Annotated in this window: 21 protein-coding genes; 7 read left to right on the top strand and 14 right to left on the bottom strand. The window is 70.8% G+C overall.

Features of this window, described 5'->3' with window-relative positions; genetic code table 11:
- Window positions 1-23 precede the first annotated feature (23 nt).
- The 3 genes from ACFRAL_RS02620 to ACFRAL_RS02610 form a co-directional block, all read right to left on the bottom strand.
- Complete coding sequence (locus ACFRAL_RS02620; protein ID WP_378879403.1) at window positions 24-935, bottom strand: glycine betaine ABC transporter substrate-binding protein; 912 nt, start codon at window positions 933-935, stop codon at window positions 24-26.
- A gap of 133 nt (window positions 936-1,068) precedes the next feature.
- On the bottom strand, window positions 1,069-2,013 hold the full coding sequence (locus ACFRAL_RS02615) for an ABC transporter permease (protein WP_378879400.1): 945 nt from the start codon (window positions 2,011-2,013) through the stop codon (window positions 1,069-1,071).
- On the bottom strand, window positions 2,013-3,371 hold the full coding sequence (locus ACFRAL_RS02610) for a glycine betaine/L-proline ABC transporter ATP-binding protein (RefSeq protein ID WP_378879397.1): 1,359 nt from the start codon (window positions 3,369-3,371) through the stop codon (window positions 2,013-2,015). Before ACFRAL_RS02610 ends, ACFRAL_RS02615 begins: the two co-directional genes overlap by 1 nt.
- A gap of 315 nt (window positions 3,372-3,686) precedes the next feature.
- On the opposite strand from ACFRAL_RS02610, the gene ACFRAL_RS02605 reads away from it, so the two are divergent.
- Genes ACFRAL_RS02605 through ACFRAL_RS02595 form a run of 3 tightly spaced genes read left to right on the top strand, consistent with a single transcriptional unit; the run spans window position 3,687 to window position 5,685 of the window.
- Entirely contained in the window at window positions 3,687-4,079 is a 393-nt protein-coding gene (locus ACFRAL_RS02605) for a GntR family transcriptional regulator (protein WP_336393952.1), read from the top strand.
- On the top strand, window positions 4,076-4,993 hold the full coding sequence (locus tag ACFRAL_RS02600; RefSeq protein ID WP_336393953.1) for an ABC transporter ATP-binding protein: 918 nt from the start codon (window positions 4,076-4,078) through the stop codon (window positions 4,991-4,993). Before ACFRAL_RS02605 ends, ACFRAL_RS02600 begins: the two co-directional genes overlap by 4 nt.
- The gene (locus ACFRAL_RS02595; RefSeq protein ID WP_336393954.1) at window positions 4,990-5,685 is read left to right on the top strand and encodes a hypothetical protein; all 696 of its coding nucleotides are present in this window, start codon (window positions 4,990-4,992) and stop codon (window positions 5,683-5,685) included. The genes ACFRAL_RS02600 and ACFRAL_RS02595 overlap by 4 nt, the downstream gene beginning before the upstream one ends.
- Before the next feature lie 74 nt (window positions 5,686-5,759).
- Here the strand turns inward: ACFRAL_RS02595 and ACFRAL_RS02590 are convergent, their stop codons facing one another.
- Window positions 5,760-6,053: a chorismate mutase gene (locus ACFRAL_RS02590; protein ID WP_336393955.1), complete on the bottom strand. Its 294-nt coding sequence runs from the start codon at window positions 6,051-6,053 to the stop codon at window positions 5,760-5,762.
- 132 nt (window positions 6,054-6,185) lie between these two features.
- On the opposite strand from ACFRAL_RS02590, the gene ACFRAL_RS02585 reads away from it, so the two are divergent.
- Window positions 6,186-7,400, top strand: coding sequence for an AI-2E family transporter (locus tag ACFRAL_RS02585; protein WP_378879392.1), 1,215 nt, complete (start codon window positions 6,186-6,188; stop codon window positions 7,398-7,400).
- A gap of 22 nt (window positions 7,401-7,422) precedes the next feature.
- Here ACFRAL_RS02585 and ACFRAL_RS02580 read toward each other — a convergent pair whose 3' ends face one another.
- The 3 genes from ACFRAL_RS02580 to ACFRAL_RS02570 form a co-directional block, all read right to left on the bottom strand.
- Entirely contained in the window at window positions 7,423-8,640 is a 1,218-nt protein-coding gene (locus tag ACFRAL_RS02580) for a lactonase family protein (RefSeq protein WP_378879389.1), read from the bottom strand.
- 7 nt (window positions 8,641-8,647) lie between these two features.
- A complete protein-coding gene (locus ACFRAL_RS02575; protein WP_378879386.1) occupies window positions 8,648-9,934 on the bottom strand; it encodes an adenylosuccinate synthase in 1,287 nt (428 codons plus the stop codon).
- A 107-nt stretch (window positions 9,935-10,041) separates the two neighbouring features.
- Complete coding sequence (locus tag ACFRAL_RS02570; protein ID WP_378879383.1) at window positions 10,042-11,391, bottom strand: cytochrome P450; 1,350 nt, start codon at window positions 11,389-11,391, stop codon at window positions 10,042-10,044.
- A gap of 354 nt (window positions 11,392-11,745) precedes the next feature.
- Here ACFRAL_RS02570 and ACFRAL_RS02565 point away from each other — a divergent pair, with 354 nt between their 5' ends.
- The 3 genes from ACFRAL_RS02565 (at window position 11,746) to ACFRAL_RS02555 (ending at window position 16,796) form a co-directional block, all read left to right on the top strand.
- Window positions 11,746-12,480 (top strand): Pr6Pr family membrane protein, encoded by a 735-nt coding sequence (locus tag ACFRAL_RS02565; protein ID WP_336393960.1) that lies wholly within the window; start codon window positions 11,746-11,748, stop codon window positions 12,478-12,480.
- Between the two features lie 48 nt (window positions 12,481-12,528).
- A complete protein-coding gene (gene argG / locus ACFRAL_RS02560) occupies window positions 12,529-13,971 on the top strand; it encodes an argininosuccinate synthase (protein ID WP_336393961.1) in 1,443 nt (480 codons plus the stop codon).
- Between the two features lie 197 nt (window positions 13,972-14,168).
- A complete protein-coding gene (locus ACFRAL_RS02555; RefSeq protein WP_378879378.1) occupies window positions 14,169-16,796 on the top strand; it encodes a penicillin acylase family protein in 2,628 nt (875 codons plus the stop codon).
- 21 nt (window positions 16,797-16,817) lie between these two features.
- Here ACFRAL_RS02555 and mnhG read toward each other — a convergent pair whose 3' ends face one another.
- From mnhG to ACFRAL_RS02520, 7 genes are all read right to left on the bottom strand, one after another.
- Window positions 16,818-17,192 carry a monovalent cation/H(+) antiporter subunit G gene (mnhG, locus tag ACFRAL_RS02550; protein ID WP_336393963.1) on the bottom strand — a complete coding sequence of 125 codons (375 nt, stop codon included), beginning with the start codon at window positions 17,190-17,192 and terminating at the stop codon, window positions 16,818-16,820.
- Window positions 17,192-17,458: a monovalent cation/H+ antiporter complex subunit F gene (locus tag ACFRAL_RS02545; RefSeq protein WP_336393964.1), complete on the bottom strand. Its 267-nt coding sequence runs from the start codon at window positions 17,456-17,458 to the stop codon at window positions 17,192-17,194. The genes mnhG and ACFRAL_RS02545 overlap by 1 nt, the downstream gene beginning before the upstream one ends.
- Window positions 17,455-18,087: a Na+/H+ antiporter subunit E gene (locus ACFRAL_RS02540; RefSeq protein ID WP_378879374.1), complete on the bottom strand. Its 633-nt coding sequence runs from the start codon at window positions 18,085-18,087 to the stop codon at window positions 17,455-17,457. Before ACFRAL_RS02540 ends, ACFRAL_RS02545 begins: the two co-directional genes overlap by 4 nt.
- Window positions 18,084-19,667 carry a Na+/H+ antiporter subunit D gene (locus tag ACFRAL_RS02535; RefSeq protein WP_336393965.1) on the bottom strand — a complete coding sequence of 528 codons (1,584 nt, stop codon included), beginning with the start codon at window positions 19,665-19,667 and terminating at the stop codon, window positions 18,084-18,086. Before ACFRAL_RS02535 ends, ACFRAL_RS02540 begins: the two co-directional genes overlap by 4 nt.
- A complete protein-coding gene (locus ACFRAL_RS02530; RefSeq protein WP_336393966.1) occupies window positions 19,664-20,212 on the bottom strand; it encodes a Na(+)/H(+) antiporter subunit C in 549 nt (182 codons plus the stop codon). The genes ACFRAL_RS02535 and ACFRAL_RS02530 overlap by 4 nt, the downstream gene beginning before the upstream one ends.
- Window positions 20,209-23,145: a Na+/H+ antiporter subunit A gene (locus tag ACFRAL_RS02525; RefSeq protein WP_378879369.1), complete on the bottom strand. Its 2,937-nt coding sequence runs from the start codon at window positions 23,143-23,145 to the stop codon at window positions 20,209-20,211. Before ACFRAL_RS02525 ends, ACFRAL_RS02530 begins: the two co-directional genes overlap by 4 nt.
- Window positions 23,146-23,296: 151 nt before the next feature.
- Window positions 23,297-24,361 carry a LacI family DNA-binding transcriptional regulator gene (locus ACFRAL_RS02520; RefSeq protein WP_378879366.1) on the bottom strand — a complete coding sequence of 355 codons (1,065 nt, stop codon included), beginning with the start codon at window positions 24,359-24,361 and terminating at the stop codon, window positions 23,297-23,299.
- Window positions 24,362-24,426: the final 65 nt, after the last annotated feature.

The raw sequence follows: 24,426 nt of genomic DNA, 5'->3' as shown, positions 1-24,426 counted from the left end.
TTCGCCCTCCGGGCGTCAGCCGGTCAGGAGGTCAGGCCGTCGACCCACTCCTGGTTGTCGGCGATCCACTGCTCGACAATGGGACCGTAGTCGTCGCCGTCGTACTCGTTGAACATCGCGTCCTCGAGCGAGTACAGCAGGTCGCTGGGCATCTCGAAGTCCGAGATCCAGTCGCTCACCTCGGGGAAGTCCTCGCCGAAGGGCGTCGAGGAGACCGAGTGGATGCCCTCGGCCTCGCCGAGAAGGCCCTGCGGGTCCTCGAGGTCCTTGATGGGGAACGCGCTGTACGCCCAGTGCGGGCGCCACAGCGTCACGACGATGTTCTCGCCGGCATCGGTGGCCGACTGGAGCTCCGCGAGCATCGCGGGCGTCGACGACTCGATGAGCGTCATGTCCTCCAGGCCGTAGCCCGGCACGACCTCGTCGCCGGTGATGCGCATCAGGCCGGAACCCGGCTCGATGCCGACGATCTCGTTGCCGAACTCCTCGGCGTTCGCGGCGAGCTCCTCGAGCGAGTCGATGGGCGCGTCCTCGTTCACGGCGATGGTGAGCGAGGCCTCGTCGTTCCAGACGCCGAGGTCGACGAGGTCGTCGCCGTACTGCTCCATGTAGTCCGCGTGGGTGGTGGGCAGCCAGGTGTCGAGCACGAGGTCGAAATCGCCCTGCGCCAGGCCGGCGTATACCGGCGCGACGTCGGCGTAGGTGAGCTCGACGTCATACCCCTTCTCGGTGAGGATGGCCTCCCACAGGTAGGACGCGGCGATGCCCTCGTCCCAGCCGTTGAAGACGGCGAGCTCGATCGCGCGGTCGGCGGCCTCACCCGAGCCGCCCCCGTCCGCGGCGTCGGCTCCGCTTTCTCCGGCGCAGCCGGCCAGCACGAGCGTGCTCGCGCCGAGAAGCGCTGCTCCGGCAGCGAGGTGCTTCTTCTTCATCATGTCGACTTCCTCTCCACTCGTGGTTGCTGTGTCACGAGTCGGTCTTGGTCTGGCGTGCGAATCTCGCGCGCCTCCGGCGGGCTGATGGTCCCGCCCGGTCGATGGGCGGACGGACGACGTCCGTCCGGGTGGGTCAGGCGGTGCCGACGGGGACGCCGGGCTCCGGCGCCGTCGCGCTCCGCGTCGCGCCGTCGTCCGACCCGGCGCCGTCCTGCGATGCCGCGGCGACACCACGGCGGCGCGTCCGGGGCCCGGTCGGCGTGGCGAAGGCGGAGGTCAGCCGATCGAGGATCATCGCGATGATCACGATCGAGATGCCCGCCTCGAACCCCAGCCCGACGTTGATGCGGCCGATGGCCCGGGTGATCTCGCCGCCCAGCCCGCCGGCTCCGACGATGCCCGCGATGACGACCATCGACAGGCTGAGCATGATGATCTGGTTGACGCCGGCCATGATGCTGGGGCGCGCGAGCGGGAGCTGGATCTGACGCAGGATGCGCGCGGGGCTTGCGCCGAAGGCGTGGCCGGCTTCGACGACCTCCTGGTCGACGCCGCGGATCCCCAGCTCCGTCAGGCGGACGCCGGGAGCCAGGGCGAACAGGATCGTCGCGATCATGCCCGGCACCGCTCCGACGCCGAAGAAGATGATGGCGGGGATGAGGTAGACGAAGGCCGGCATCGTCTGGAGGAAGTCCAGGACCGGCCGCACCGCGCGCGAGACGTGCTCGTTTCCGGCGGCCCAGATGCCCACCGGCACGCTGATCGCGGTCGCGATGGCGGATGCCACGAGCACGAGCGCGAGGGTGTCCATGGCGTTGTCCCACTGATCCACCAGCACGATGAGGAGGAGTCCCAGCGCGGTGCCGATCGCGAGCTTCGCGCCCTTGACCCAGAATGCCAGCGCGGCGAACACCGCGATGATCACCCAGAACGGAGGCGTGACGAGAAGCCACGCCAAGCCGTCGTACACGGTGCCGAGAGCGACCGCGACGGCGTCGAAGAACCAGCCGAACGTGTCGCCGAGGAAGTCCACGAAGGCCTCGATCCAGGCCCCGAGGGGCAGTCGCAGTGTCTGCATCAGCGGGCTCCCTCCGTCGTGATCGCCTCGGGGACGGCGACGCCCGCACCGGATGCCGCGTCGATGACCTCGAGGGTGTGGGTGATCTCGGCCACCGGCACGGTGGCGGGGGCCTCGATCACGGGGTTCTCGCGCGTGACGGCGGGGACGTTGCCGAGCGCCGCCAGCAGCGTCACGCGCGGGATGGTGCCGACGAGCCTGCCGCCGTCGTCGACGACGGCCACCGGGAACGGGCTCTCGACGGAACGCTCGACGACGCCGGTCAGCGCATCGTCGACGTGCACCACGGGGTGCGTGCGCGTCGCCAGTGCGCGCAGATCGGTGCGGCCGTCCTTCACCGCGCGGATGACCGCGCGGTCGGTGACGGTGCCGAGGAAGCGCCGGTTCTCGACGACCGCGACGGCGCCCACCTGCAGGTCGCGCATGACGCGCAGCGCGCCGCGGACGCCGGCGGTGACGGGGATCGTGGCGGCCGGCGGCGCCATGACGGAGCCTGCCGTCAGCACGCGGGCGCGATCGACGTCCTGCACGAACTGCGCGACGTAGTCGTTGGCCGGATCGGTGAGGATCTCCTCGGGCGTGCCGTTCTGGACGATGCGGCCGTCCCTCATGACGGCGATGCGGTCGCCGAGGAACATGGCCTCGTTGAGGTCGTGGGTGATGAAGACGATGGTGCGTCCCAGCTCGCGCTGCAGCTCGACGAGCTGCTCCTGCATCTCGCGGCGGATGAGCGGGTCCAGCGCAGAGAACGCCTCGTCCATCAGCAGGATGTCGGTGCCCGAGGTGAGCGCGCGGGCGAGGCCGACGCGCTGGCGCATGCCGCCCGACAGCTCGTCCGGCATCGCCTCGGCCCGATCCTGGAGCCCGACCTTCTCGAGGATCTCGCGCGCCCGTGCACGGCGCTCGTCGCGGGGGACGCCCTGGATCTCGAGGGCATACGCGGCGTTGTCGAGCACGGAGAGGTGCGGCAGCAGTGCGAAGTGCTGGAACACCATCGACACCGAACGCTGTCGGATGGAGCGCAGCGATTTCGCAGAGGCCTTCGTGACGCTCCGGCCCTGCACCAGCACGTCGCCGGCGGTGGGCGGGAGCAGGCCGTTGAGCATGCGGATGATGGTGGACTTGCCCGAGCCGGACAGGCCCATGATCACGAAGATCTCGCCCGGCTGGACGGTGAAGCTCGCGTCGATGACCGCGGCGGAGCCGGCGTCGGCCACATCGGCGCGGGTGGCCCCGGCGCGCAGCCTCCGCATCGCGTCACGGGGGTTGCGTCCGAAGACCTTGTAGAGGTTCTTCGCCTCGATGGCAGGCGGAAGTGTCACTGTGCACCTCGGCAGCTCCGGTGCAGGAAGCTGCATCGGTCGCGCCCGGGTGGCGGCCGCTCGGGCGGGCGGATGTCGGATCCGCCCCACGGCCGCCGACCGTACGCCCTCCGGTCTGACGCGCACTGGGGCATCACCGGAGACCGCGGACTGGTCGGGTAGCGGCCCGCGAAGGGCCTCATCCACCGTTTCACGGCTCACCGGTCGCTTCAAATTGGACATCGTCGCCGGGTGCTCGCTAGCCGCGCGCGCGTGATATCACCGCCACGGGCACCGGCATCCGGGTCTTGACATCCCGCCCTGTATGCTGGTTACTTAGTCAAGTAAGTAACCAATGAAGTCGAGGCAGGCGTGATCGAAGACGGACGGGCGATCTTCCTCCAGATCGCCGAGAGCGTGGAGGACTCGATCATCGACGGCAGCCTGGCCGAAGAGGCGCAGGCTCCCTCGACGAACGGGCTCGCCACGTTCTACCGCATCAACCCCGCCACCGCAGCGAAGGGGATCGCGATGCTCGCCGACAAGGGAGTGCTCTACAAACGGCGCGGCATCGGCATGTTCGTGGCACCGGGCGCGCGGGAGCTCCTCCTGCGGGAGCGCCGCGCGGCGTTCGCCGACCGGTTCGTCGACCCGCTGCTGGCCGAGGCCGGCAGGCTCGGGCTCGGCCCGGACGACCTCGCAGGACTGATCCGCGAGCGCGCCGCCGCGCAGCTCGCCACCATCACGGAAGGGACAGCACGATGACGACCGGGACGCACGTCATCGAGGTGAAGAATCTCACCAAGCGCTATCGCGACGTCGTCGCGGTGGACGACGTGAGCTTCACGATCGAGAAGGACACCATCTACGGCCTGCTCGGGCGCAACGGCGCGGGCAAGACGACGGTCATGTCGATCCTCACGGCGCAGAACTTCGCGACGTCCGGCGACGTGCGCGTGTTCGGCATGCAGCCGTACGAGAACGCCAAGGTGCTCTCGCGCATGTGCTTCGTGCGCGAGAGCCAGAAGTATCCCGACGACGCGCTGCCGCGGCACGCCTTCGAGACCGCACGCCTCTTCTTCCCGAACTGGGACCAGGAGCTGGCGGAACAGCTGGTGGACGACTTCCAGCTGCCGGTGAAGACGCGGATCAAGAAGCTCTCGCGCGGTCAGCTCTCGGCGGTCGGGGTGATCATCGGCCTCGCCTCGCGGGCCGAGATCACGTTCTTCGACGAGCCGTACCTGGGCCTGGACGCCGTCGCCCGCCAGATCTTCTACGACCGCCTCCTCGAGGACTACACCGAGCACCCGCGCACCGTGATCCTCTCGAGCCACCTGATCGACGAGGTGTCGAACCTCATCGAGCGCGTGCTGGTGATCGACCGCGGCCGGATCGTGATGGACGAGGAGACGGATGCCGTCCGCAACCGCGCCGCGAACATCGTGGGCGACGCGAGCGCTGTCGACGCGTTCGTCGCCGGGCGCCAGGTGATCCACCGCGAGAGCCTCGGGAATGTGGCATCCGTCACCGTCCTCGGCGCACTCACGCTCGCCGACCGCGAGCGGCTCGCCGCGACGGGTCTGGACGTGGCTCCGGTGTCGCTGCAGCAGCTGATCGTCCGCACCACACAGCACGCGACGTCGGGCGCCGCGGCGTCCGAGGAAGGAGCACTGCGATGAACCGCACCGTCAATGTCGTGCGCATGCAGCTGATCAACAAGCAGACCTTCGTCTGGGTCCCGTTGATCGTGCTCGGCGCGGCGTTCGCGATGTCGATCGCGATCTACGCGATCCTCAGCTCCTCGGGCCTTCCGGGCCCGTTCTACGGCGGCGGCTCGCAGGCTCCGCTGTGGGTGCTGCTGTTCGTGGGGATCGCGTCGCTGACGCTGACGTTCCCCTTCTCGCAGGCGATGAGCGTCACCAGGAGGGAGTTCTTCCTCGGCACGATGCTGGCCGCGGCGATCTGCGCCGCGCTGCTGGGCTCGGTGTTCGCCGTGGGCGGCATGATCGAGGAGGCGACGAACGGCTGGGGCCTGAACGGGTACTTCTTCGCCCTGGACTGGGTGGTCGAGGACGGCCCGCTGGGCGCGGCGTTCTTCTACTTCGTGATGGCGATGCTCATCTTCATGCTGGGCTTCTGGTCGGCGACCGTGTACAAGCGGTTCGGTCCGCTGATCCTGACGGTCATCTGGGTCGGCGTCGGCCTCGTGCTGCTGCTCGCCGTGTGGGCGATCACCCGCTTCGAGGTCTGGGGAGACGTCGTCTCGACGCTCGTGCAGCTCGGTGCCACGGGACTGGCGGCGTGGGGGCTCCTGCTCACCGTCGTGCTGGGCGGGCTGTCGTACCTCACTCTGCGTCGCACCGTCCCGTAGCAGGAGGGAGAGCGGATGCCGCCACCCGGCGTGGTCTCGCCGGGTGGCGGCATCCGTTGTTCGCGGCGATGCGGTCAGCGGCTGTCGGCGACCTCGGTGTGGTGACGGATCACCTCGGCCACCACGAAGTTGAACCACTTCTCGGCGAAGGCGGGGTCGAGGTCGGCCTGTTCGGCGAGGCTGCGCAGGCGCGCCACCTGCTGCTCCTCGCGCGCGGGGTCGGATGCCGGCATGCCGTGGTCGGCCTTGAGGTGACCGACCTGCTTCGTCGCCTTGAAGCGCTCCGCGAGCATGTACATCAGGGCGGCGTCGATGTTGTCGATGCTGCTGCGCAGCCGGGCCAGCGTCGCCGCGGGATCTTCGGTCATCAGGGGTCCTCCTCGCCCCTCGACGATACCCGAGGGCACCCGGCGCGCCCGCCGCCGATGATGTCACGCGATCGGCGTGAAGTCACCGTCGATCGCTCGTTCCCGCCGTCAGCGCGGGCCTAGAGTGTGACCATGACCGAGTCCTCGCCCTCTCTCGGCGCCACCGACGCACCGGCTGCCTCCCCTGTGCCCGCCGCGGCGCAGACGGACGGCCACGCGACCCGGCGCCCCGTCACCCCCGTGTCCGCCGAGGACCAGCAGCCCGTGTTCACCGGCGAGGCCCCCGCCGGGAAGACGTTCTGGGCGAATCTCAACAGCCCGTTCACCCTCGGCCTGCTCATCACCCTCGGCGGCCTCGCCGCGCTCGCCCTGGGCCTGGCCTTCTGGAACCTGTCGACGATCATCATCTACATCGTCTTCGCCCTGTTCGCCGCCCTGGGTCTGGACCCGGTCGTGCGCTGGTTCGGCCGGCACAAGGTGTCGCGGCCGTGGGCGATCGTGATCGTCTACAGCGCGTTCGCGCTGGTGCTCGCGGCGGTCCTGCTGCTGGTGGTCCCGGCGCTCGTCGGGCAGCTCACCGCGTTCTTCCAGGACCTCCCGACGACCGTCGACGACTTCCAGCAGTCCGACTTCTACGCGTGGCTCGCCACGACGTTCGGCGCGCAGGTCGGCGCGATCACCGACCAGGTCGAGCAGTTCCTCACCAATCCGGCGAACATCGCCGCGATCGGCGGCGGCGTGCTGAACTTCGCGGTCAACGTCGGGACGACGATCTCGGGCCTCATCATCGTGCTGGTGCTCAGCCTCTACTTCCTCGCCGGGCTCCCGGCCATGAAGGTGGCGTTCATCCGGTTCGCGCCCGCCCGCAACCGGGCGAAGGCCGGCGTCCTCACCGAGCAGATCACCGACTCCATCGGCGGCTACCTGATGGGGATGGTGATCCTCGCCTTCTGCAACTCGGTCGTGGCGTTCCTCCTGCACGCGTTCCTGGGTCTGCCCTTCCCGGCGTTGATGGCCGTGCTGGCCTTCTGCATCACGCTCATCCCGCTCATCGGCTCCGTGCTGTACTGGATCACGGCGACGGTGATCGCGCTGTTCACCGGCTGGGTGCCGGCGCTCATCTTCGCCGTCATCTATCTCGTCTACATGCAGCTCGAGGCGTATGTGCTCACGCCGCGCGTGATGAACAGGACCATCTCGGTGCCGGGAGCGCTCGTGGTGATCGGCGCCATGGTCGGCGGCACCCTGCTGGGACTGCTGGGCGCGCTCGTGGCGATCCCGGTGACCGCGTCGATCCTGCTCATCATCAAGCAGGTGTTCATCCCCCGGCAGGACGCCAAGCTCTGACGACGGCCGCGCCGCCGCCGCGTCAGCGGATCGCGACGATGCAGGTCGGCGAGGGCGCCGCCGCCCGGTGGCGCACGCGTCCGGGGACGCCGGTGCGGATGTCGAGGCTCAGCGAGGCGATCTCGTCGGAGCGCTGTCCGGCGACGAGGAGGGTGTCGCGCACCACCAGATGGTGTCGCGGCCAGTCCACGCCGGCGTCGACGAGCGCGACCGGCAGGACGGACTCGCCCGCGCCGCGGACCCGCAGCGCCGCGAGGGTGTTGCTGCCGCGCACGCCGGCGTAGAGGAACTCCCGGTCGTGCGACAGGGCGAGCTCGGCCGCGCTGTCGCCCGGCAGCATCCCGGCGCCGAGCGGGGTGCCGGCCACGACGCGCCACGTCGCGGGGCCCGAGCCCGTCGCCGGCGGGAACGGCGCGAGCACGAAGAGCTCGCACGACAGCTCCGTGACGACGTAGAGATGCCCGCTCGGGTGCCACACCATGTGCCGCGGCCCGCTGCCCTTCGGCAGCGCCACCTGCTGGAGGGGCCGGAGCCCCTCGCCTCCGGTGCGCCAGAACCGCACCAGATCCAGGCCCAGGTCGGTCGTGGCGATCAGTCCGTCCGGCAGGAAGACGGTCTGGTGGGCTCGGGACGGGCGAGCGGATGCCTCATCCCCCGCGTCGTCCGCCGCCTCCCGGTCGTCTGCGACGTCGTGGTCGGGCACGAGGTGGGCGAACTCCGTCCCCGCCGCCGCGCGGAGGGCGCGGGCGGCCGCGGCCAGGTCGATGTCGCCCGCCGCGGGCTCCGACGATGCGCCCGGGCCGTACGGGTCGGCCGCGGCGGCCGCGAGGGTCGGCGACCCGGGCCGGCCGGCGGCATCCAGCTCCATCCGCACGACGCGTCCGTCGCCCCAGCAGGCGGCGACGAGGAAGCGTGCGTCGGGTGCGACCGCGACATGGCAGACCGCCTCACCGGCGGGCACCGGTGCGCCCAGCGGCATCAGCGTCGCCTCGCCGGTGCGCCGGAACGCCTGCACCTCGCCGCGGGCTTCCAGCGCCGCGTACACCACGTCGCCGCGCTCGATGCTGCCGGAGCCCGGATGCAGCGCGAGCCACGACGGCGAGTCGACGGCCGCGGCCTCCCCCGCGAAGGCCGGTGCGCCGCCGGCCGACGCCTCGTCGGCCGCACCGGCGAGCAGCACCCCGATCCCGGAGGCGCTGCCGTCCATGTCGGCGGTGTACCCGCCCAGCAGGAACCTCACCGGCTGCTCAGTCGATGAGGTCGTGACGGACGATCACCGCGTCGCGCGCCGCGCCGACGCCGATGACCGAGATGCGCGTGCCGCTCATCGCCTCGAGGGCGAGCACGTACTCCTGCGCCTCGATCGGAAGCTCGTCGAAGGTGCGGGCGCCCGAGATGTCCTGCTTCCAACCCGGGAAGTACTCGAGGATCGGCTTGGCGTGGTGGAAGTCGGACTGGTTGACCGGCACCTCGTCGAAGCGCTGCCCGTCGACGTCGTAGGCGACGCAGACCGGGATCCGGTCGAGGCCGGTGAGGATGTCGAGCTTGGTCAGCACGAGGTCGGTAATGCCGTTGATGCGGGTGGCGTAGCGGGTGATGGGCGCGTCGTACCAGCCGACGCGGCGCGGGCGGCCGGTCGTGGTGCCGAACTCGAAGCCGCGCGAGCGCAGGAAGTCGCCGTTCTCGTCGAACAGCTCGGTCGGGAACGGACCCGAGCCCACCCGCGTCGTGTACGCCTTGACGATGCCGACGATGCGGTCCAGGCGGTTCGGGCCCACGCCCGAGCCGGTCGCGGCGCCGCCCGCCGTCGCCGACGACGACGTCACGAACGGGTAGGTGCCGTGGTCGACGTCGAGCATCGTGGCCTGACCGCCCTCGAACACGACGACGTCGCCCTCGTCCAGCGCCTCGTTCAGCAGGAGGCCGGTGTCGGCGACCATCGGCCGCAGCCGCTCGGCGTACCCCAGCAGGTCGTCGACGATCTCGTCGCACGTGATGGCGCGACGGTTGAAGACCTTGACCAGCAGGTGGTTCTTCTGGTCGAGCGCGCCCTCGACCTTCTGGCGCAGGATGTTCTCGTCGAAGAGGTCCTGGACGCGGATGCCGACGCGGTTGATCTTGTCGGCGTACGCCGGCCCGATCCCGCGACCGGTCGTGCCGATCTGGCGCTTGCCGAGGAACCGCTCGGTGACCTTGTCGAGCGTGCGGTGGTACTGCGTGATGATGTGCGCGTTCGCGCTCACGCGCAGGCGCGAGGTGTCGAGCCCGCGCGCGTGCAGCGCCTCGAGCTCGGCGAAGAGCACTTCGAGGTCGATCACGACGCCGTTGCCGATCACGGCGTTCACGCCGGGCGAGAGGATGCCGGAGGGCAGCAGGTGCAGCGCGTACTTCTCGTCGCCGATCACGACGGTGTGGCCGGCGTTGTTGCCGCCGTTGAACTTGACCACCCAGTCGGTGCGCTCACCGAGGAGGTCGGTGGCCTTGCCCTTGCCCTCGTCTCCCCACTGGACTCCGACGATCACGATGCCTGGCATGGGCTACTCCCCCGCTAGCGGACGGTTACACCCCATCCTATCGGGGCGGGCGGGGAGGGCCGGATGCCGCGGGCCGGATGCCGCGGGCCGGATGCCGCGGGCCGGGGTCAGTGGAAGGGGCAGCGGGGCGTGGCATCCGTCGCCCGCACGCGTCCGCCCGACGCGGGCTTGGTCGGCAGTCGACGCCGGTCGACGCCGAGGCCGTCGCCGAGGATCGTGATGCGCGGATCGGAGAGCGTCGCGACGGCGGCGGCCAGCCCGGCGATCGCGAGCTTCTCACCCGGGCAGCGGTGGCCGGTGGCGACGGCGGCTCCGCCGTGGGGGACGAAGGCGGCGATGGCCTCGTAGTCGTCGACCCCCACGAAGCGCTCGGGGTCGAAGCTGCCGGCGTGCTCCCACGAGTGCGCGTCGAGGTCGGTGCCCAGGATGTCGAGCAGGACGCGACCGCCCGCCTCGACCCGGTGACCGTCCAGCTCGACGTCGGTCAGCGCCCAGCCCGGCAGGAACGGCACGAACGGGGCCGTGCGGCGGATCTCCTGCGCGAAGGCCGTCGCCAGCGTGCCCCCGACGAGCGTGCCGCGCCCCTCGGTCTCCGCCGCGATGCGGGAGCGCCACTCCGGCCGGTCGTGCAGCTCCTTCGCGGCGAACGCGACGAAGCGCGCCACCGCGATCATCGGGCGGAAGCTGTTCTGCAGCTCGACGCCGGCGAGCTTCGCGGGCAGGAGCGCCCCGTCGCGGTCGCGGTGCTCCGCCCACGCGCGCAGGGCCGAGCCGTCCGGTGCCGCCAGTCGACCGGCCCGCACCGCCTCGATGAGCTGCGCGGCGTGCCGGTCGGACCACCACCGGTTGATCCTCGCCATCACGTAGCCGGGTGAGTACGGCGCGCCGAAGCCGTCGACGATCTGCGCCTGACGCTGCGCCCAGCGGGTCTGCGCGGCCGGGGTGCCCGGAATACCTGCCCAGCGCATGATCGCGCGGCCGAGCGCGCCGACCGCCGCATCGTACGCGCTGCGGCGCTCGCCTCCGATCCACGCGGCCAGCTCGGCCTGCCACTCCCGCTCGAGGAGCGGGAGGATGCGCCGGACCTCGGCGTCCTCGTAGAGCACGGCGACGAACGTCGCCTTGCGGTGCCGATGCTCCTCGCCGTCGAGGCTGTGGACGGACGCGTGACCGAAGAGGGTCTCCTGCACGAAGGCGGGCATCGCGCCGTGCCGCCTGATGAGCCGCTCGTCGTAGAAGAGGGCGACTCCCTCCGCGCCGCGGACGAGCAGGGCGTCACGGCCGAGCAGCCGCATCGGCGCGGACCGGGCGCCCTCGCGCACGCGCTGCCAGACGTGCTCGCCGAGGTCGTAGCCGCGGGTGAGCAGACCGATCGCGTCGTCGAGGAGGGGGCCGCTGCCGCGCTCGTCGCCGTGCGGGCGGCCGTGCGGGGTCGGTGGTGTCACGGGAGGGGCCATGGGGTCAGGGTGTCAGGCCCGCGCGGGAGGAGGCAGGGGCTGTGATGTCGGCGGCCGCTGTGCTACCGGCGCCGTGGATGAGCCGCAGCCTGCGGCATCCGTCGCCGATGCGGCGCTCGCCCGCGAGCGATGAAGCTCCGCCCTCGACGGGTCCGAACCGCCGGATGTAAGCGCTTGTAGGAGTTGTCCCCCGAACGGCGGACGCGTTGTGGACTTCACACAAAGCGTCGACACGGATGAGCGTTTTCCGCGCTGTCCGCGGGCCAATCTTTGCCACCTCGGGCCTCCACCGCGAGTACACCGGTGCTCGGGGAGACGACACGCACCCGCGTGGAGTCGAGAGGGGTTGGGGAAATGCACTGGGCATGGTTCCGAATCGCAGCGGCGATCACCGGATTCTCCGGGGTCGTCGCCGGATTCATCGTCAACGTGGATCGCGCAGCGCGTCAGGGGCAGAGCCTCGGCGACGTGCTGGCGAACTACTTCAGCCTGTTCACGATCGTGTCGACGTCGCTCAGCGTCGTCGCACTGCTCGTGGCCGCATCATGGGCGATGCGGCACCCGGGCTCGAGCCGCGAGCCGCTGGGCATCGCGCTCGCCGTCGCCGCCGTCACAGGACCGATCCTGCTGCTCGGCCTCGTCTACAACATCCTCCTGCGGGGCCTGCCGTCGGCCGTCGCGCTCGGCGACTCCGTCGGCATCGCGATGCTCGACAAGTACGCCGTCGAGGTGCTGCACGTGGTGCTGCCGATCTACTTCCTGCTGGACCTGCTGCTCGCGCCGCGCCGCCGCGCGCTGCCCTGGTGGTCGCTGGGCGTGCTGGTCGGCTACCCGCTCGTGTGGACGACCTACACGATGATCCGCGGCGAGCGCGTCGGGAACCCGGACGGCACCACGCCGTGGTGGTACCCGTATCCGTTCCTCGACCCGCACGGCGCGGGCGGGTACGCGTCGGCGTTCGTCTACATCGGGGCGATCCTGGTGGGATTCCTCGCGATCGGCACGGCGATCGTCCTCATCGGCCGGTACCGGGAGCGGCGGGCCACCCGTCACCGCGCGCCGGCCACCCGCGGACCGCTGGTGGTGTGAGGACATGCGTGCGAGGCATCCGGATGCCGCTCAGTAGACTTGTCATCCATGTCGAAGGTCCTCCAGTCCCTGCCCGTCGGCGAACGCGTCGGCATCGCCTTCTCGGGAGGACTTGACACCTCCGTGGCCGTGGCGTGGATGCGCGACAAGGGCGCCATCCCGTGCACCTACACCGGCGACCTCGGTCAGCCCGACGAGGACGACATCGGCTCGATCCCCGACCGCGCCCTCACGTACGGCGCCGAGATCTCACGCCTCGTGGACTGCAAGCCGGCCCTCGTCGAGGAGGGCTTCGGCGCGCTCGCGTGCGGCGCGTTCCACATCCGCTCCGGCGGGCGCACCTACTTCAACACCACCCCGATCGGCCGGGCCGTCACCGGAACGCTGCTCGTGCGTGCCATGAAGGAGGACGGCGTCGACATCTGGGGCGACGGCTCCACCTACAAGGGCAACGACATCGAGCGGTTCTACCGCTACGGGCTCCTCGCGAACCCCGCGCTGCGCATCTACAAGCCGTGGCTCGACGCCGACTTCGTCACGGAGCTCGGCGGCCGCAAGGAGATGAGCGAGTGGCTCGTCGAGCACGGCTTCCCCTACCGCGACGCCGCCGAGAAGGCGTACTCGACCGACGCCAACATCTGGGGCGCCACCCACGAGGCGAAGACGCTCGAGCACCTGGACGTCTCGCTCGAGACCGTCGAGCCGATCATGGGCGTGCGGTTCTGGGATCCCGCCGTCCAGATCGAGGCCGAGGACGTCACCGTCACGTTCGATGCGGGCCGCCCGGTCGCGCTCAACGGCAAGGAGTTCGCCGACCCCGTCGAGCTCGTCTTCGAGGCCAACCGCATCGGCGGCCGCCACGGCCTCGGCATGAGCGACCAGATCGAGAACCGCATCATCGAGGCGAAGTCGCGCGGCATCTACGAGGCCCCGGGCATGGCGCTGCTGTTCACGGCCTACGAGCGCCTGGTCAACGGCATCCTCAACGAGGACACCCTCGCGACGTACCACGAGCAGGGCCGCCGGCTCGGCCGCCTGATGTACGAGGGCCGCTGGCTCGAGCCGCAGTCGCTCATGCTGCGCGAGTCGATCCAGAAGTGGGTGGGCTCGACCGTCACCGGCTCGGTCACGCTGCGGCTGCGCCGCGGCGAGGACTACACGATCCTCGACACCACCGGCCCGCGCCTGTCGTACCACCCCGAGAAGCTCTCGATGGAGCGCGTCGGCGACGCGGCGTTCGGGCCGACCGACCGCATCGGGCAGCTGACGATGCGCAACCTCGACATCGCCGACTCGCGCGTCCGCCTCGAGTACTACGCGTCGAAGGGCCTCATCGGCGGCGCGACCGGCGAGCTCGTCGGGCACCTCACGCAGGGCGAGGCGGGCGAGATCACCGAGCGTGCCGAGCAGTACAGCGCCGAGCAGGAGGAGCTGGCCGAGGCGACGGATGCCGCGTCCGAGGCCGCGGCCTTCGACTCCGGCACCGACTGACGCGGCGGCCGGGGCCGGTCCCGCACCCCCGGCGGTGCGGCGGCGACGCGGTGCGCCGGTGGTGGCGGGTGCGATTCGGCACCGGCGTGATTCGGGGTTAGCATGCGATCGGTGAGCACGCGACCCGACGCGTGCGGCACCCGATTCCGCGATGCCCGACACCGCGTACCCGCAGCCAACGCCCGGAAAGACTTTCGATGTCGAAGCCTGAACCCTCTCCGTACGCCGTCGACGACACCGTCCCCCGGCGGTCGGTCGGGCGGACCATCGGCATCACGCTCTACGGCATCGTCGCGGGCATCGTGGTGATCGCGCTGATCGCCGTCGGCTTCGTCGTCTACACCGCGCAGCGCTCCTTCCCCACACTGAGCGGGGAGGTGACCGCGTCGGGCCTGGACGACGAGGTGACGGTGCAGCGCGACGCGCTCGGCATCCCGACCATCACGGCGTCGTCGTCGCACGACCTCTTCTTCGCCCAGGGGTACGTCCACGCGCAGGACCGCTTCTGGGAGATGGACTTCCGCCGCCACGTGACGAGCGGCCGGCTGTCCGAGCTGTTCGGCGAGTCGCAGCTCGGCACCGACACCTTCCTGCGCACGCTCGGCTGGCGGGCGATCGCCGAGCAGGAGGTGGAGGCACTCGATGACACCGAGCGCGCGTACTACGAGGCCTACGCCGAGGGCGTGAACGCGTACCTCGCCGAGAACGACGGCGCCGACGCCTCGTTCGAGTACGCCATCCTGGGACTGCAGAACCCCGACTACCGGATCGAGCCGTGGACGCCCGCCGACTCCGTGGCCTGGCTGAAGGCGATGGCCTGGGACCTCCGCAGCAACATCGAGAGCGAGACGGAGCGCGCCGTGATCGCGCCCGACCTCGCCGAGGCGCAGATCGACGAGCTGTATCCGGCCTACCCGTACGACCGGCATCCCGTCATCGTGCCGAAGATCTCCGCCGTACCGGAGGTCGGGACAGCGCCCGACGTCGTCGCCGAGGGTGAGACGGATGCCGTCGACGCCGACGCGGACGCCGACACCTCGGCGATCGAGTGGACCGAGGTCGACAGCGTCCTCGAGGCCGTGGGCGAACTCGTGGGCGATGCGGGCGAAGGCATCGGCTCGAACTCGTGGGTCGTCTCGGGAAGCCTCACCGACACCGGGATGCCGCTGCTCGCGAACGACCCGCACCTCGGCGCGTCGCTGCCGAGCGTGTGGCACCAGATCCAGCTGCGCTGCGAGACGGTCGGCGACGAGTGCCCCTTCGACGTCGCCGGCTTCAGCTTCTCGGGACTGCCCGGCGTGATCATCGGCCACAACGACCGCATCGCATGGGGGTTCACCAACCTCACCACCGACGTCACCGACCTCTACCTCGAGAAGGTGCAGGGGGACTCGTACTGGTACGACGGGGCGCTCGTGCCGCTGGAGACGCGCACCGAGACGTTCCAGGTGGCCGGTGGCGACGACGTCGAGGTCGAGGTGCGATCCACCGTCAACGGACCGATCGTCTCGGGCCTCACCGAGGACTTCACGGCGATCGCCGACGCGCCCTACACCGGCACCGCTGACGCCGTCACGACGCCGGCCGGTGCGCCCGAGGGCGACTACGCGGTGAGCCTGCGGTGGACGGCGCTGCAGCCGGGCACCACGGCATCCGCCATCTTCGCCCTCAACACCGCGCGGGACTTCGACGACTTCCGCGGTGCGGCGGCGCTCTTCGACGTGCCGGCGCAGAACCTCATCTACGCCGACGTCGACGGCAACATCGGGTACCAGACGCCCGGAAAGCTCCCGATCCGCGGCGCGGGCGACGGTGCGATGCCCCAGCCCGGCTGGGACCCGGCCTACGCCTGGAAGGGCTTCATCCCGTTCGAGGACCTCCCGGTGTCCTACAACCCGACCGACGGCTACATCGTGACGGCGAACAACGCCGTCGTGGCCGACGACTACTCCTATCCGCTGACGACGGACTGGGACTACGGGTGGCGCGCCGCGCGCATCGACGAGCTGATCCAGCGCGCGATCGCCCAAGGCCCGATCACCGCGACGGACCTCCGCGACATCCAGGCCGACAACTACTCCTTCATCGGCATGCGCCTGACCGCCGCGTACGCCGATGTCACCACGGGAGACGACGACACCGACGCCGCCCTGGCGCTGCTGCAGGAGTGGGACGCGCAGAACAGCGCCGACTCGGCGGCCGCCGCGTACGCCAACGTGCTGTGGGACACGCTCGCCGAGAACGTCTTCGTGACCGGGCGCGAGAGCCCCGCGCCGTTGAGCGGTCAGGGGCGCCTGTTCCTCGTCATGGACACGATGCTCGACGACGAGACGTCGACGTGGTGGACGAACGAGGAGCTGGGCGTGGACGGCATGACCGACATGCTCAAGCGCTCCGCGATCGACGCCTACGAGCACCTGGTCGAGCTGCAGGGCGACAACCCCACGCGCTGGAACTGGGGGGCGCTGCACGCCCTCCCGCTCGTGAGCGACTCCTTCGGCTCGTCGGGCATCGCGCCGATCGAGTGGCTCTTCAACCGCGGTCCGTTCCCGGTGGGCGGCGGCTCGTCGGTGTCCAACGCCACCGGCTGGGACCTCGGCGGGGGCTTCGAGACCGTCACCGTTCCGTCGATGCGCATGATCGTCGATCTGGGCGACTTCGACGACTCCCGGTGGAACCAGCTGACCGGTCAGAGCGGCCACGCGTTCCACACCAACTACACCGACCAGGTGGAGTCGTGGCAGAAGGCGGAGCTGACGCCGTGGGCCTACACCGAGGACGCGGTCGATGCGGCGACCACCGACACGCTCGTGCTGAAGCCCTGACGCCCCGGCGCGGCTGCGGACTCAGCCGCCGGCCGCGGGCGGGGTGCGCTGGGAGTCGGCGAGCTCGTCGACCAGGAGCCCTGCCTCGTCGAAGGTGCCGTTGCGGTACGCCTGCCGGCCCACCATGTGCGCCGACAGGGGCGCGGTCGCCAGCTGGATGAGGACGACCGGCACGAGGAAGGCCACCACCGGCCACGACCGCAGTGACAGCGCGATGGCCAGGCAGATGAGGATGAGGCCGAGCACCTGCGGCTTGGTGGCCGCGTGCAGGCGCGTCGGCACGTCGCGGAACCGCAGCAGGCCGATCGCGGCGGTCAGGCACAGCAGCGCGCCGGCGAGGATCAGGATCAGGGCGATCCAATCCAGGACGACGGTGGGCTCCATCGCGGTCTCCATCAGCGATCCGGGTCCCTTCTCGCGACGAACCGGGCGATCGACACCGAGCCGAACACGCCGACCGCCGCGATGATCAGCAGCACCGGGAGCGTGCGGGTGTGCTGGTTGATCGCCATCTCGGCGCCGAGCACGCACAGCACCAGCGTGAGGAGGACATCGGATGCCACGGCCCGGTCGAGGATCGACGGCCCGATCACGATGCGCCACAGGGTCAGCAGCGCCGCCGCGGCGAAGACGACGTAGATGACGATCAGCAGCACGTTCATCGGGCGCCTCCCTCGGTGCGCTTCTCGGTCGCGGTCACCTTCGTGCGCACACCGTCGGCCCTCCGCACCGCCCGCAGCTGGGCGCGCGACCCGGCCGCGCGCACGATGCGGGCCTCCCAGCGCAGCACGCTCTCGCGCTGCCGCTCCACGGCGGCGGCGTCGCGCACCCCGATCACGTGCAGATAGAGGATGCGGCGGTCGCGATCGGCGTCGACGATGAGCGAGCCGGGGATGAGCGATGCCGTGACGCCGGTGTGGGTCATGATGAGGTCGTCGTCGGTGCGCAGCTGCACGGCGATGATCGCGGCGCCGGGCTGCCGGCGGACGTCGAGCACCTGCCAGGCCACCGTGAGCGAGCCCCGCAGCACCGCCAGCAGGAACTCCAGGATGAACACGAACCCCCACCACAGGTTGAGGCGGCCGGACAGCTCGACGGGCGGCAGCCGGAAGACGCGCGCCACGATGAGCGCCGCGACCAGTCCGGTGAGGAACGCCAGCCACGTGAACTGGCCCCACAGCAGCATCCACAGCGCGATGAGCCAGGCGAAGAACGGCAGCTGCCGCCACGCCGTGGCCAGGCTCCGGCGGAAGGCGCTGCGGGGTGCGGTGCGGGTGCGGTCGGCGGTCACGGCGTCCCCTCCGTCACCTGCACGTCATCCTCCAGCTGCGTGAGCGAGACGGGCTCGAGCAGCGCCTCGCCGATGCGTGTGCACACGTCGTACAGCGGGCCGGCGAAGACCGTGAGCGCGACCGTCACCGCCACCATGCCGGTGGTCGCCGCGGTCATGATCTTCGGGATGACCCGGCGCTCGGTCTCGACGCCCGCCGCCGGGGAGGCGCCCAGGTACGAGATGCGCGCCTCGGTCTCGGCGGAGTCGTCGTCCTCGCGCCAGAACGACAGGTTCCAGGCCCGCATGAGGGCGTAGAGGGTGAGCAGGCTGGTGAGGATGCCGCCCACCATGAGCACCATCATGATCGGCGTGCCGACCTGCGCGGCGGCGTCGAACAGGGCGAACTTGCCGATGAAGCCGGAGAAGGGCGGCAGCCCGCCCAGGTTGACGGCCGGGATGAAGTACAGCACCGCGATCACCGGCGCCGCCTTCATGAGCCCCTTGACGCGCAGGATCGAGGTCGAGCCGGCATCGCGCTCGACGAGACCGACCGCGAGGAAGAGGGTGGTCTGGACCACGATGTGGTGGACCATGTAGTAGATGGTCGCGCCGATCGCCGCCGGTGTCGCGATCGCGAGCCCGAAGATCATGTAGCCGATGTGGCTGACGAGCGTGAACGAGAGGATTCGTTTGAGCTCGGCCTGCGCGACCGCGCCGAGCACGCCGACGATCATCGTCGCCAGCGCCACCCACATCAGCAGATCGTTCACGTCGTTGTCGAGGAACAGCTCGGTCTCGGTGCGGATGATCGCGTAGACGCCGACCTTGGTCAGGAGGCCCGCGAACACCGCGGTCACCGGCGCCGGCGCCGTCGGGTAGGAGTCCGGCAGCCAGAACGACAGCGGGAAGACGGCGGCCTTGATGCTGAACGCCAGCAGCAGCATGAGGTGCAGGATCGTCTGGGTCTCCTGCGGCAGCTCGCGCACGCGCTCGGAGATCTGCACCATGTTCACCGTGCCGAGGGCGCCGTAGATCATGGCGATCGCGGCGAGGAACAGGATGGACGAGACCAGCGAGACGACGATGTACACCACGCCGGTGCGGATGCGGGACTCGGTCGAGCCGAGCGTGATGAGCACGTACGAGGCGACGAGGAGGATCTCGAAACCGACGTAGAGGTTGAACAGGTCGCCGGCGATGAACGCGTTGAAGATGCCGGCGCCCAGGATGAGGTACGACGGGTGGAAGATCGACACCGGGGTCTCGTCGTCGCCGTCGGCGGCGCCCTGGCCGACCGAGAAGAGCAGGACCGCCAGGAGTACGACGCTCGAGACCATCACGAGCAGCGCCGCCAGCCGGTCCACGTACAGCACGATCCCGAACGGGATGGGCCACCCGCCGACCGACACGGCGATCGGCAGGTCGCCGACGTCGACGACGTACAGCAGGACGGCCGCGACGACGGTCACCGCGGTGAGCGTCACCACCGACACGGCGACCTGGGTCCTGCGGTGGCGGCCCGCGATCAGCGCCACGGCCGCGCCGAGGAGCGGCAGCGTCACCAGGAGCGGGACCAGGGCCGGGGCGAACTGGGTCATGCGTCACCGCCCCTGTCGCCGCGCCCTCGGTCCGCCGGGCGGTCGACCGGCGCGTCGTCGCGGACGCCGGCGACGTCGCGCGCCCCGAGGATCGTGATCGGCGCGGTGGCCGTGCCCACGAAGTCCGTGGTGGCGTCGTCGTCGGCGTCTTCGATCTCGGTCTCTTCGTCCATCGTGTCTTCGGTCTCGGCGGCACGCTCGCGCACCTCGATGTCGGCGGCGTCGTCGGTCACGGTGTCGGCCTGGCCGAGCTGCCACGAGCGGTATATGAGGGCCAGCAGGAAGGCAGAGACGGCGAACGTGATGACGATGGCGGTCAGCGTGAGCGCCTGCGGCAGCGGGTCCGACATCTCGTCGACGCTCCCCGAGCCGAAGAAGGGCGCCACTCCCGGCTCGCCCATGACGATCAGCAGCAGGAGGTTCGCGGCGTTGCCCAGCAGCAGGAACCCGATGAGCACGCGCGTGAGACTGCGCTCGAGCATCGCGTAGACGCCGCACGCGAAGAGCACCGCCATCACGATGATGAGCACGAGCGACACGTTCACGAGACGCTCACCCCCTGCGCGGCGGGCGACTCCAGCGCCTGGCGGTCGACCTCGGCGCCGAGGCTGCGCAGCACGTCGAGCACGAGGCCGATGACGACGAGGTAGACCCCGACGTCGAAGATCGTCGACGTGACGAACTCCACGTGCCCGAGCACCGGGAGCTCGGCCTCCCAGAACTGGCTGGTGAGCGGGGCCTCGCCGAAGAACAGCGGGACGATCGCACACGCCACGGCGATCGTCATGCCGGCGCCCAGGAGGCGCCCGGCGTCGGTGGGCGCGGCGGCGCCGAGCTCGTAGCGACCGCCGGCGATGTAGCGCATGACGAGCGCCATGCCCGCGACGAGTCCGGCGGCGAATCCGCCGCCGGGGAGGTTGTGGCCGGCGAAGAGCAGGTACAGCGACACGATGACGATCGTGTGGAAGAGGATCCGCACGATCACCTCCAGCATGATCGAGCGGTTCTCGGGCCGCACGCGCTGACCGCCCACGAGCCAGGCCATCCGTCCGCTGCCGCGGGCGTCCTCGCGCTGCTTGAGACCGTCGGAGGTCTCGACGAGCGGGCGGCGGGCGCGCGTCGCCCCGCTCGGCAGCGGCTGGATGAAGCGCGAGAGCGTGTCGGCGCGGTGGGTCACGAAGACGAGGGATGCCACGCCCGTCGCCGCGAGGATTAGCACCGAGAGCTCGCCCATCGTGTCCCAGCCGCGCAGGTCGACCAGCGCGACGTTCACGACGTTCCTGCCGTGGCCGATCTCGTACGCGAGGTCCGGGAAGGCGCCGGAGATCGGCTCCTGGACGCGGGCTCCGGTGGCGACGATCGCCACGAGCGCCATCGTGACGCCGACGGCGGCGCCCAGGACGGCGCGGGCCACCGGCCAGACCGAGGCGTTGTGCTCGCCGAGGCGGGACGGGATGCGGCGGAGCACGAGCGCGAAGGCGACGAGCGTCACCGTCTCGACGAGGATCTGGGTGAGCGCGAGGTCGGGTGCGCCGCTCGTCGCGAACAGCAGCACCATGCCCAGGCCCGTGACCGACACCAGGACGACGCCGGTGTAGCGCTTGCGCGCGCGGACGGCGATGAGCCCGGCCGCGATCATGAGCGGCGCCACGAACAGCTGGGTCGGGGTGTGGTACGCGTCCAGCTGCGCCTGCCACTCGTCGCTCGCGATGAGCGCGGTGGCCTCGGCCGCGACGAAGACCACGAAGATCGTGCCCACGTAGACGGGCAGCGAGCCGCGCTGCGTCATGCTCGTCGTCACCACCGACAGTCGGGCCACGCCGCGCAGCGTCGCGTTGTAGGCGTCGGCGGCCGTGAAGGGGAGCAGGCGCTTCGCCGGGCGCCAGCCGCGCGTGAGCACGAAAACCAGCACGCCGACGACGATCGTGGCCAGCGAGATCCCCAGCGCGGGCTCGAGACCGTGCCACAGCGCGAGGTGGGCAGGGTGCTCGGGAGCGGACACACCGGGCGTCGCGGGCGGAGCCTGATCCGCGTACGGCGCGAACGCCTCATCCAGCCACGGCGTGGCGAGTCCGGCGACGACGGTGAGCGCGGCGAGCAGGATCGGCGCCACCAGGAAGCCGATCGGCGGGTCGGGCCACTCCGTCTCGGGCAGACGGTCGCCGCCCGGCTCGCGCTTCGTCCAGAACGCGCCCCAGAGGAAGCGGATGCCGTAGGCCGCGGTCAGCACGGACCCGAGGGCGATGCCCGCCAGCGCGACGACGCCCCAGACGGCGCCGCCCTGCGCCTCGAACAGCAGCGCCGTGAGCACGCCCTCCTTCGCGACGAATCCGATGGTGGGCGGGAGCCCCACCATCGAGGCCACGGCGATGATCGAGAACGTCGCCATCACGGGTGCCTGCCGCCCGACGCCGGAGAGCTCGGTGAGGTCGCGGGTGGAGAGCTGACGGTCGAGGACACCGACGACGAGGAACAGTGCCGACTTGAACAGCGCGTGACTCAGCAGGAGCGCGAGGCCCGCGAGGGCGGCATCCCGCGTCCCGTAGCCGAGCACGACGGCGAGCATGCCGAGCTGGCTCACGGTGCCGAAGGCGAGCACGCGCTTGAGGTCGGTCTCGCGGAGCGCCTGGAACCCGCCGAGGAGCATCGTGAAGACCCCGAGGGCGATGACGATCGGTCGCCACGTGGGCGCGATCGCGAACACCGGCGCGAGCCGGGCGATGAGGTAGATACCGGCCTTCACCATGGCCGCCGCATGCAGGTAGGCGCTGACCGGGGTGGGCGCCGCCATGGCGCCGGGGAGCCAGAAGTGGAAGGGGAAGATCGCGGACTTGCTCAGCGCGCCGACCAGGATAAGCACGAGGGCCGCGTCCACGATGGGCCCCGTCGGTGCCTGCGAGAGGATGGCCGAGATGCTCGAGGTGTTGGCGTCGACGACGAGCAGGACGACGCCGATCAGCATCACCAGACCGCCGAGGGTCGTGACCAGCAGCGCCTGCAGTGCGGCACGGCGGCTCGCCGCCCGGCGGTTGTAGTACCCGATGAGCAGGTACGACAGCACGCTCGTGACCTCCCAGAACATCACGAGCACGACGAGGTCGTTGGTGAGCACCAGGCCGTACATCGCGCCGGCGAAGGCCAGCAGGACGGCCGCGAACTGCCCGAGGTTCTCCTTCTTGTCGCGGAAGTACCAGCGGCAGTAGATCATCACGAGCGCGCCGACGCCGGTGACCACGAGGGTCATGAGCCAGGAGAGCGTGTCCATGCGCAGCGACATGTCGATGCCGAGCGGCGGGATCCAGGCGTATGACTCGAACGGAATGTCACCGGCCAGGACGGCCGGCGACATCGCCGCCGCGTGCGCGAATCCGGCGATCGGAAGGATCGCGGCGAGGTAGAAGGCCGAGGCGCCGAGGCGTGCCACCAGCCATGGCAGCAGGATCGGGAGGACCGCGAACGCGCCGAGAACGAGGAGCATTCAAGCCTCCTCTGGTCGTCGGCCGCGCTGGACGTCAGGGGACGGCGCGAGTCAAGGCGATCGGGGTGTCGTGGACCATCCTACCGGCCCGGCTTGCCCGCCCGGGCGGATGCCGTGCGAGGAATGACCTCCCGGGAGCCCGGCGAGCGCACTACTCCGTGGGTGCCGGCCCCGTGGTGTTCCCCTCGCGGAACGTGCACGTGAAGCGGATCGACGCCGCGGGCGCGCCCTCCAGCATGGCGGCGACCGCCGCGCCCGCGGCCCGGCCCTTGTCGGTCGCGGGCTGCACGAGGGTCGTGAGGTCGTAGGGAGCCAGTCCGTCGACGACGATGCCGTCGAACCCGGTCACGCTGACGTCCTCCGGCACGCGGAGCCCCGCCTCCTCGGCGGCCCTGATCACCCCGGCCGCGAGCAGGTCGCTCTGCGCGATGACGGCGGTCGGACGGCGGTCGGGATCGGCGAAGATCTCCCGGCCGGCGGCCAGCCCCTCGTCGATGAAGCTGCCGGCGGCGGCGTAGGCGGCGGCATCCGGGAACACGTCCAGCGCCCCGGCGAGCCGCTCGCGGGTCACGTCGACCGTGATCCCGGTGTCGTCGTGCAGCCAGCCGCGCTGCCAGCCCGCCCGCGCGGGCAGGGCGACCACGACGGCCCTGCGGTGGCCGAGCGCGCGCAGGTGGCTGGCGGCCTGGCGCTGCGCCTCGCGGTTGTCCAGGCCGATGCGGGGGACGTCGTCTCCGGCATCCCCCTCGATGACGACGACGGGGATGCGGCGCGCGTTGACGGTCTCGAGCGACTCCCGCAGCAGTCCGCTGCAGCCGATGAGCACGGCGGCGTCCAGCGGCGCCGTCGTCAGGGACGGCCCGCCGCCCGTCGGCTCGTGGTCGCGCAGCAGCAGGAGCCCTGCTCCGAGCGGCGTGACCGCATCGGCCAGGCCGTCCATCATGAGCGTCTTGACCGGGTCCTGGAACGCCGTGCCGAGGTGCTCCTCGAAGACGACGCCGACGATCCCGGAGCGGCCGCGCCGCAGCGACGCCGCCCGGGGATCAGGACCGGTGTAGCCGAGGGATGCCGCGGCGTCGAGCACGCGCCGGCGCGTGGCATCCGACACCGGCGTCTTGCCGCTGAAGACCACCGACGCCGTCGACGGCGAGACGCCGGCCTCGCGGGCGACGTCCGAGATGGTGGCACGGCGCGTGCCGGAGTCGTGTCGGGTCATGTCGTGACGATCGTAGCCCGTGCCGCTCGGGCGGTCGAATCGATTCGAGAAATGCCGGACGGACT

Origin of the sequence: Microbacterium sp. NPDC056736 (assembly GCF_042790415.1) — a bacterium.
Lineage (GTDB): Bacteria > Actinomycetota > Actinomycetes > Actinomycetales > Microbacteriaceae > Microbacterium.
Note: the sequence above shows the minus strand (reverse complement) of the source record. Positions and strands in the feature narration are given on the sequence as shown.

Coding starts and splice junctions, on each gene's coding strand:
- ACFRAL_RS02555 (WP_378879378.1), top strand. CDS start 14,169: ATGTCGAAGCCTGAACCCTCTCCGTACGCCGTCGACGACACCGTCCCC.
- ACFRAL_RS02610 (WP_378879397.1), bottom strand. CDS start 3,371: ATGCAGCTTCCTGCACCGGAGCTGCCGAGGTGCACAGTGACACTTCCG.
- ACFRAL_RS02570 (WP_378879383.1), bottom strand. CDS start 11,391: ATGGCCCCTCCCGTGACACCACCGACCCCGCACGGCCGCCCGCACGGC.
- ACFRAL_RS02575 (WP_378879386.1), bottom strand. CDS start 9,934: ATGCCAGGCATCGTGATCGTCGGAGTCCAGTGGGGAGACGAGGGCAAG.
- ACFRAL_RS02525 (WP_378879369.1), bottom strand. CDS start 23,145: ATGCTCCTCGTTCTCGGCGCGTTCGCGGTCCTCCCGATCCTGCTGCCA.
- ACFRAL_RS02520 (WP_378879366.1), bottom strand. CDS start 24,361: ATGACCCGACACGACTCCGGCACGCGCCGTGCCACCATCTCGGACGTC.
- ACFRAL_RS02565 (WP_336393960.1), top strand. CDS start 11,746: ATGCACTGGGCATGGTTCCGAATCGCAGCGGCGATCACCGGATTCTCC.
- ACFRAL_RS02600 (WP_336393953.1), top strand. CDS start 4,076: ATGACGACCGGGACGCACGTCATCGAGGTGAAGAATCTCACCAAGCGC.
- mnhG (WP_336393963.1), bottom strand. CDS start 17,192: ATGGAGACCGCGATGGAGCCCACCGTCGTCCTGGATTGGATCGCCCTG.
- ACFRAL_RS02590 (WP_336393955.1), bottom strand. CDS start 6,053: ATGACCGAAGATCCCGCGGCGACGCTGGCCCGGCTGCGCAGCAGCATC.
- ACFRAL_RS02615 (WP_378879400.1), bottom strand. CDS start 2,013: ATGCAGACACTGCGACTGCCCCTCGGGGCCTGGATCGAGGCCTTCGTG.
- argG (WP_336393961.1), top strand. CDS start 12,529: ATGTCGAAGGTCCTCCAGTCCCTGCCCGTCGGCGAACGCGTCGGCATC.
- ACFRAL_RS02545 (WP_336393964.1), bottom strand. CDS start 17,458: ATGAACGTGCTGCTGATCGTCATCTACGTCGTCTTCGCCGCGGCGGCG.
- ACFRAL_RS02535 (WP_336393965.1), bottom strand. CDS start 19,667: ATGACCCAGTTCGCCCCGGCCCTGGTCCCGCTCCTGGTGACGCTGCCG.
- ACFRAL_RS02620 (WP_378879403.1), bottom strand. CDS start 935: ATGATGAAGAAGAAGCACCTCGCTGCCGGAGCAGCGCTTCTCGGCGCG.
- ACFRAL_RS02585 (WP_378879392.1), top strand. CDS start 6,186: ATGACCGAGTCCTCGCCCTCTCTCGGCGCCACCGACGCACCGGCTGCC.
- ACFRAL_RS02595 (WP_336393954.1), top strand. CDS start 4,990: ATGAACCGCACCGTCAATGTCGTGCGCATGCAGCTGATCAACAAGCAG.